Source organism: Streptomyces sp. BR123, assembly GCF_013401435.1.
Taxonomy (GTDB): Bacteria; Actinomycetota; Actinomycetes; order Streptomycetales; family Streptomycetaceae; genus Streptomyces.
Genome location: NZ_JACBGN010000379.1, coordinates 1 through 6,246, shown reverse-complemented (window position 1 = coordinate 6,246; position 6,246 = coordinate 1). Strand labels below are relative to the sequence as shown.

Here is a 6,246-nt window from a genome sequence, read left to right as displayed (position 1 = left end):
GCGCGTTCCCGGTCCGCCAGTCCTTGCCCACGAGCAGGAGGACCCCGGTGGCGTCGTCGACCTTCTGCACCGCCGAGGCCGGCAGGCCCAGCGCGGTGGCCACGGCCGCCGCGTCACCTGCCAGGTCCGGGCTGGAGAAGCGGACCACGGTGGTGTCCTCGGCCCCGGTCAGGTTGTCGGCGACGGCCTTGGTGAAGCCCTTGCCGGCCAGCACCGAGACGACCTCCAGGGCCCGGCCCTTCACCTTGCCCTGGGCGCCGTCCCTGCCGCCGGTGGCGTTGCGCACCGTGACCGGGATCCTCGCCGGCGGGGCGGCCTGGTCCACGGCGGGCCGGGAGGGGGTCGGCGGTGCGGCGGACGCGGCGCCGCCGGGCGCCGCCGCGGACGAGGACGGGGCCGGGGAGGCCGCGCCGCCGGGCTGCTCGGGGCCCTTGCCGTCGAGCGGGAGGTCCTCGCGGATCATGCGGAACAGGTCCTCGGCCTCGCCGGGCTTCGGCTCGACCCGGGCGGAGTCCGACGGGCTGTAGATCCACGGCATGGTCGTCATGGTGATCCGGCCGGGATCGACCTTCTTGAGCTCCATGCTCAGGTCGTACAGCTTGTCGATCTTGTTCAGGCCGGGGTCGACGACCATGGCCTTGATGGCCGCCTGCGCCAGGCTGTTGAGCTTCATCGGATTGCTCAGCTTGGCGTTCTTGCGGAACTCGCGGGCCATCGAGTTCATGTACATGTGCTGGGCGTGGGCGCGGCCGATGTCGCTGCCGTCCTCGAAGCCGTAGCGGGTGCGCAGCCACTGCAGGGCCACCTCGCCCTGGATGACGTTCTCGCCCTTGGGCAGCTTCAGGCCGGAGCCCTTGCCGTCCCTGGTGCGGGAGTGCACGTTCTCCTGGACGCACACCGGGACGCCGCCGATGGCGTCCGCCATCGTCACCACGCCCTTGAAGTCGATCATCATGAAGTGATCGATCGGGATCTTGGTCAGCTCCTGCCAGGCGGCGACCGTGCAGCCCGGGCCGCCGCGGCTGAGGGACTCGTTCGTCTGGACGAGGCCCCGGCTGGCGGGGTGCACCTTGCCGTTCGGCTCGGTGCACTTGGGCATCTTCAGCAGCGTGTCGCGCGGCATGGACACCACGGACATGTTGGAGCGGTCCGCGGACAGGTGCAGCAGCATCTGCACGTCCGCCAGGGGCGGCCCGTCGAAGGTGTCCCGCGCGCCGCCGAGGGCCTGGTTCTCCGCGCCGTCGCGGGCGTCGGAGCCGATGAGGAGGATGTTCAGCGGGGTCTGCCCGAAGGCGTTGGGCCTGGAACCGCCCAGCTTGCTGTCGCCGAGGTTGAGCGCGTCGGTCTGGATGCTGCCGTTGAGGTGCCGGTAGTAGAGGTAGCCCGCCGCCGCCGTCGCGAGTATGAGGAAGGCCAGGACGGAGGCCGTCCAGCGCAGTACGCGCCGCTTGCCGCGCCGGGTCGCCGGTATTCCGGCGCCGGGCGCGCCGGTACCCGGCGCGGCTGGTCCGTCGGAGGGGCCGCCGGATATGTCGTCGGCCGGCCGGGCGGGCGCCCCCTCCCCTCGCATGCTGTCGTTCCTCACGGGTCCCCCCTCGAAATCACTTCATGACTGTGGTGCGCCGGCCGGGCCGGCGCACATCGGATGGCCGGCCCGGGGCCGGCCGGTCGGCTACTTGGCGCAGACCGCCTTGTCCGCCTCGACGCGCTGGATCTCGTCGGGCGCCTTCTGAGGCGCCGTCATCGGGATCCCCGCCCCCTTGAAGTCCGCGCCGAGCGTCAGCTTCATCGCGGTCCGGGGCCCGGCGTCCGCCGTGCCCACCTTCAGTGCCGAGGCCGGCAGCCCCATGATGTCCGCCAGCGCCCGCGCCTGGTCCGCCTGGTTCGGGGCGAACTCCAGCAGAGTGGCGTCCAGCTTGGCGGGCGCGTTGCCGAGGTTGCTCGCCTTGGCGACGCCCTTGCCGGTCTGCAGCCAGGTGAGGGTGGTGGAGGCCGAGCCCGCGGGCCCACCGCCGTTGTAGATGTCCACCCGTACGTCCCGCGCCCCGGCGCGGGGGCCCTGCATGAGCGCTTCCTGCCTGGCCCTGGTCTCGGCGTCGGCCGCGTCCTTGGCGGCCTGCTCCTTCTTCTCGACCTCGGTGAGCGAGACGTCCCCGCGGATCATCTGGAGCAGGGGGTCGGCCAGCGCGTTGTCGAGGACGACGGTGGCCTTCACCTTCTCGGCCGGGTTGTCGAGCACCGGCAGGGTGGTGAAGGTGACGTTCTTGAGGTTCATGTCCTTCAACTCGCCGGCCAGGTTGGTGAGTTTTTCGATGGACCCTATGCCCGAGTCCACGGTCAGCGACTTGGTGGCCGCCTCGGCGAGGGAGAAGAACTTCTTCGGGCTGGTCAGGGTCTCCTTCGACTTCATCTCGCGCAGCATCGAACTCAGGAACTGCTGCTGCGTCTTGATGCGGTCGAGGTCGCTCTCGTTGCCGAAGGCGTGCCGGGTCCGTACGAAGGCCAGGGCCTGCTCGCCCTGCAGCCGGTGCTCGCCGGGGCCCAGCTTCAGCTTGGAGTCCTTGTCGTCGACGCCCTTCTCCAGACAGACGGGCACACCGCCGACCGCGCTGCTCAGCACCTTCACCGCGTTGAAGTCGACCATCATGAAGTGGTCGACGGTGATCCCGGTGAGCTCCTTGACCGTGCGCATCGTGCAGCCGGGGTCGCGGCCCTCCTGGCCGAGGCTGGTGTTGAAGCGGGTGCCCTTCTGGGCCGGGATCGTCTTCATCGTCCCGTCCGGCTGCTTGGTGGGGCAGGCCGGGATGTTCGTGATCAGGTCGCGGGGGATGCTCAGCGCCGTGGCGTTGGAGCGGTCCCTGGAGACGTGGAAGAGGATCGTGGTGTCGGCGTGGCCGGGGCTGCCGGAGTCGCCGTAGCCCTCGTTGCCGGCGCCGGAGCGCTTGTCCGTGCCGATGACGAGGATGTTGATGGGCTGGTCCTTTTTGAAACCGCCCGTCCCCGCGTCGCCGACGTCGGTGACCCTCAGATTGCCGTTCAGGTGGTTGTAGTACAGGTACGCCCCGAGCGAGCCGCCGACCAGCAGGAAGGCGAGGGTGCCGCCGGTGGCGACCAGGAGCCGCCTGCGGCGGGCGTTGCCCGAGCCGCTCTTGCGGGTCCGCCTGGTGCGCCGGCCCGGCCGGGTCTCGCCGCGGCGCGGCCCGGGGACCGCCGGGGAGGGAGAGTCCGCGGGCGCGGGCGTCTTGGGACCCTGGGGGCTCTTGGAGCTCGTGGGGCTCTTGGCGCTCTTGGCGCTCTGCGGCGATTCCGGCGCTCCGGAGCGGGCGCCGGCCGACCTGCGGCCGCGGGGGGAGGTCGCGGAGCGCTGTCCTTGCGGAGCGCTGCGGTCCAGTTGCAGTTCGTAATTGCCGGTGCGGGGGTTGAGCACCCACTGGTCTGCGGGGTCGATTTCCTCCGCACGCCCACGGCTCTGCGCATCCACGGTTGCTCGAATCCTCCGTCGGTGCCTCGCGACGCGCCTCCCCCAAGACGCCCGGTCAACGATCCGGCTGCTGGTGCACGGCCTCTTTGCTGGCCAGGGCACCGGACCGCTCACCTTATCCGCCCCTGTCAGCGTCAAACCATGGTGGTGACAAATTCCACTCCCCTTATAACGGGGCATACCCCCCAAGCCCCTCCGCTTCGTACACCGGCTTTTGGCATTGCTTTACCGGCAGTCGGTCATCCCCGCGGTGGTACCCGGGAAGGTCGGGACGGACTCGGGCGCCGTGCCCGTCCCGGCCGGCGACGGCTCGGCGCTCCCGGCCTCCGCCCGTGCGGCGTCCCGCTCCCGGCCCTCCGCCTCCGCCGGCGGGACCACCGTCAGCGGCTGGTCCGCGCGCAGCCGCTGGAACAGTCGGGCCGCGTCCGGCTGCACGAGTTCGTCCCGGTTCGGGTTGGCCGCGTACGGACGGCGCGGCACCGTCAGGAACTTCACCTGGTCGGTCGGTATGTCCCGGATGCCCCGCACGAGTTCGTACAGCCCGCGCAGCGAGGCCAGCTTCGGGTCGGTGGTCACGGACCGGGTCGCCGCGTCCAGCAGCGGGTACAGCCGGCCCGGATTCAGCAACACCCCGTTGCCCTGCACCTTCTTCACCAGTGCGCCGAGGAACTGCTGCTGGCGGTCCATCCGTTCGGTGTCGCTGCCGTCTCCCATGCCGTAGCGGGCGCGCACGAACCCGAGCGCCTGCTCGCCCCGCAGGGTCTGCCGGCCCGCCGGGAGCCGCAGCCGGGCCTCCGGGTCGATCATCGGCTGCTTGAGGCACACCTCCACGCCGCCGACCGCGTTCACCATCTTCTTGAACCCGCCGAAATCCACCACCATGTGGTGGTCGATCCGGATCCCGGTCAGCTTCTCGACCGTACGGATCGTGCAGGCGGCCCCGCCCCACTGGAACGCCCAGTTGAACTGCGCGAACTGCGCCGCGGTGCGGCTCCCGTCCGGCATCAGGCAGCTCGGGACGTTCGTCATCAGGTCCCGGGGGATCGACACCGCCGTCGCGCTCCGCCGGTCCGCGGGCAGGTGCAGCAGGATCACCGTGTCCGAGCGCTCGGCGCCCCCGTCCCGCCCGTAGCGGGAGTTGGCAGGGCCGGAGCGCGAGTCCGAGCCGATCAGCAGGATGTTCCGGGAGCCGCCCGCGACGGGCGTCGGGCGTTCCCGCTCGAAGCGCTCCAGCTCGGACGCCGCCGAGGTGTCCTCGGTGATGTTCGCGTCCAGCTTCCGGTACAGCCACCAGCCCGTCCCCGCCCCGGCCAGCACCAGCAGCGAGATCCCGGCCCCGGCCCAGCGCAGCAGCAGCCGGCGCCGACGGCCGCGCGGAGGCTGCGGGGAGCCTCCAGCCGCCTCGGTGGCGTCGGGTATGCCTGCGCTGTCCGTCACGTGAGCACCGTCCCTCGCCGCGGGGGCAGGAGGCCGCACGGGTGTACGCACGGCCGTAAGCATCCTGCCTCCGCGGCCGGGACGCGGCCCGGGGGCGGCCCCCTGTCCAGACCCGAACGGGTGAAAGATCGGCACACTCGCGGCCCTCACGGCCCGGCCCTCACGGCCCGGCCCTCACGGCCCGGCCCTCACGGCCCGGCCCTCACGGCCCGGCGCTCACGGCGCCGGGCTCACAGTAGGGCGTTCGCCGGGCCGGGCCCGGCCGGGCGGGGTTTACGGCGCCGGGCTCGCCGCGCCGGGCTCACCGCACGGTGTGGGTGACCCGCTCCGCCTCCGTGCGCTGGGCCAGACCCTCCGCCGGCAGCCGGTCCAGGTGCCGGCACAGCACCACGGATCCGCCCGCCGCCAGGGCCGCGAACAGCCCCGCCGACAGCCCCTCCCACGTGGCGTAGCCGAGACCGGACAGCACCCGCGACCCCGGGCCCAGGCCCAGCCTCGCCGCGTCCTCGCGGGCCCGGCCGACGATCGCGGCGTACGACAGCTCCTCGCCGCCGACCACCAGCCCCGGCCCCTCCGCGTCGACGGGCACGAACGGCGCGAACCGGTCACCCTGTCCGGGCACCTCCACCGCGTAGTCCGCGAACCCGGCGGGCGGCTGCGGGAACCGCCCGCCCAGCGGCCGCAGCGCCAGCGCCACCCTCTCGCCCGAACAGGCGGCCGCCTCCTCCAGTGTGTCGGGGCCGCTCACCACCAGATCGGCACCGGCCGGATCCCCGCCCACCTCGGCGACCACCCCGACCGAGGCGCACGCGAGCAGCCACACGGCGCTCTGCCAGTGCCCGGGCAGCAGCAGCGCGAGCCGGTCGCCGGGCTCTGCGCCGAGATCGCCCTGGAGCAGATTGGCGGTCTTGGCCACCCAATTGGCGAAGGTCGCGACGGACAATTCCACGCGTTCGCCCGTGGCGTCGTCGTAGAACGTCACGAGGGGGCGGCCCGGATCGGCGGCGAGCGCGGATCGCAGCAGGTCGGCAGGGGTGCGGTCAGATGCGTTCACCCGCCCCAGCGTACGCGGGCCCCCTCGCCGTACGGCGGGGTGCGGCTCACCCGGCCGGGGGAGCCGCACCCCGCAGGGAGCAGACGGGCCGTCAGTTCTCCGATGGCGGTCCGCGGGGCGTGTGCTCAGCATCGCTTGCATGCGTGGATCACTTGCCTCCGCGGTCGGCGTCGCGACCGCCGCCGCCCTCGCCCTGCCGCTCGCCCTGTCCACCCCGGCCCTGGCCGGGTCATCCCCCACGGCCCCCGCCGGCTCCACCCAGTCCCTGCCGCTC

At 72.6% G+C, this 6,246-nt stretch carries 4 protein-coding genes; all 4 read right to left on the bottom strand.

Annotation, left to right across the window (positions count from 1 at the left end; translation table 11 throughout):
* Window positions 1–1,570 (bottom strand): LCP family protein (locus HYE82_RS33120; RefSeq protein ID WP_179177913.1); only part of this gene is annotated, 1,570 nt, incomplete at its 3' end.
* Between the two features lie 102 nt (window positions 1,571–1,672).
* Window positions 1,673–3,481 carry an LCP family protein gene (locus HYE82_RS33115; protein WP_179177912.1) on the bottom strand — a complete coding sequence of 603 codons (1,809 nt, stop codon included), beginning with the start codon at window positions 3,479–3,481 and terminating at the stop codon, window positions 1,673–1,675.
* 225 nt (window positions 3,482–3,706) lie between these two features.
* Window positions 3,707–4,918 carry an LCP family protein gene (locus HYE82_RS33110; RefSeq protein WP_309144533.1) on the bottom strand — a complete coding sequence of 404 codons (1,212 nt, stop codon included), beginning with the start codon at window positions 4,916–4,918 and terminating at the stop codon, window positions 3,707–3,709.
* A gap of 301 nt (window positions 4,919–5,219) precedes the next feature.
* Window positions 5,220–5,972, bottom strand: coding sequence for a TIGR03089 family protein (locus HYE82_RS33105; protein WP_179177910.1), 753 nt, complete (start codon window positions 5,970–5,972; stop codon window positions 5,220–5,222).
* Between the last annotated feature and the right edge of the window lie 274 nt (window positions 5,973–6,246).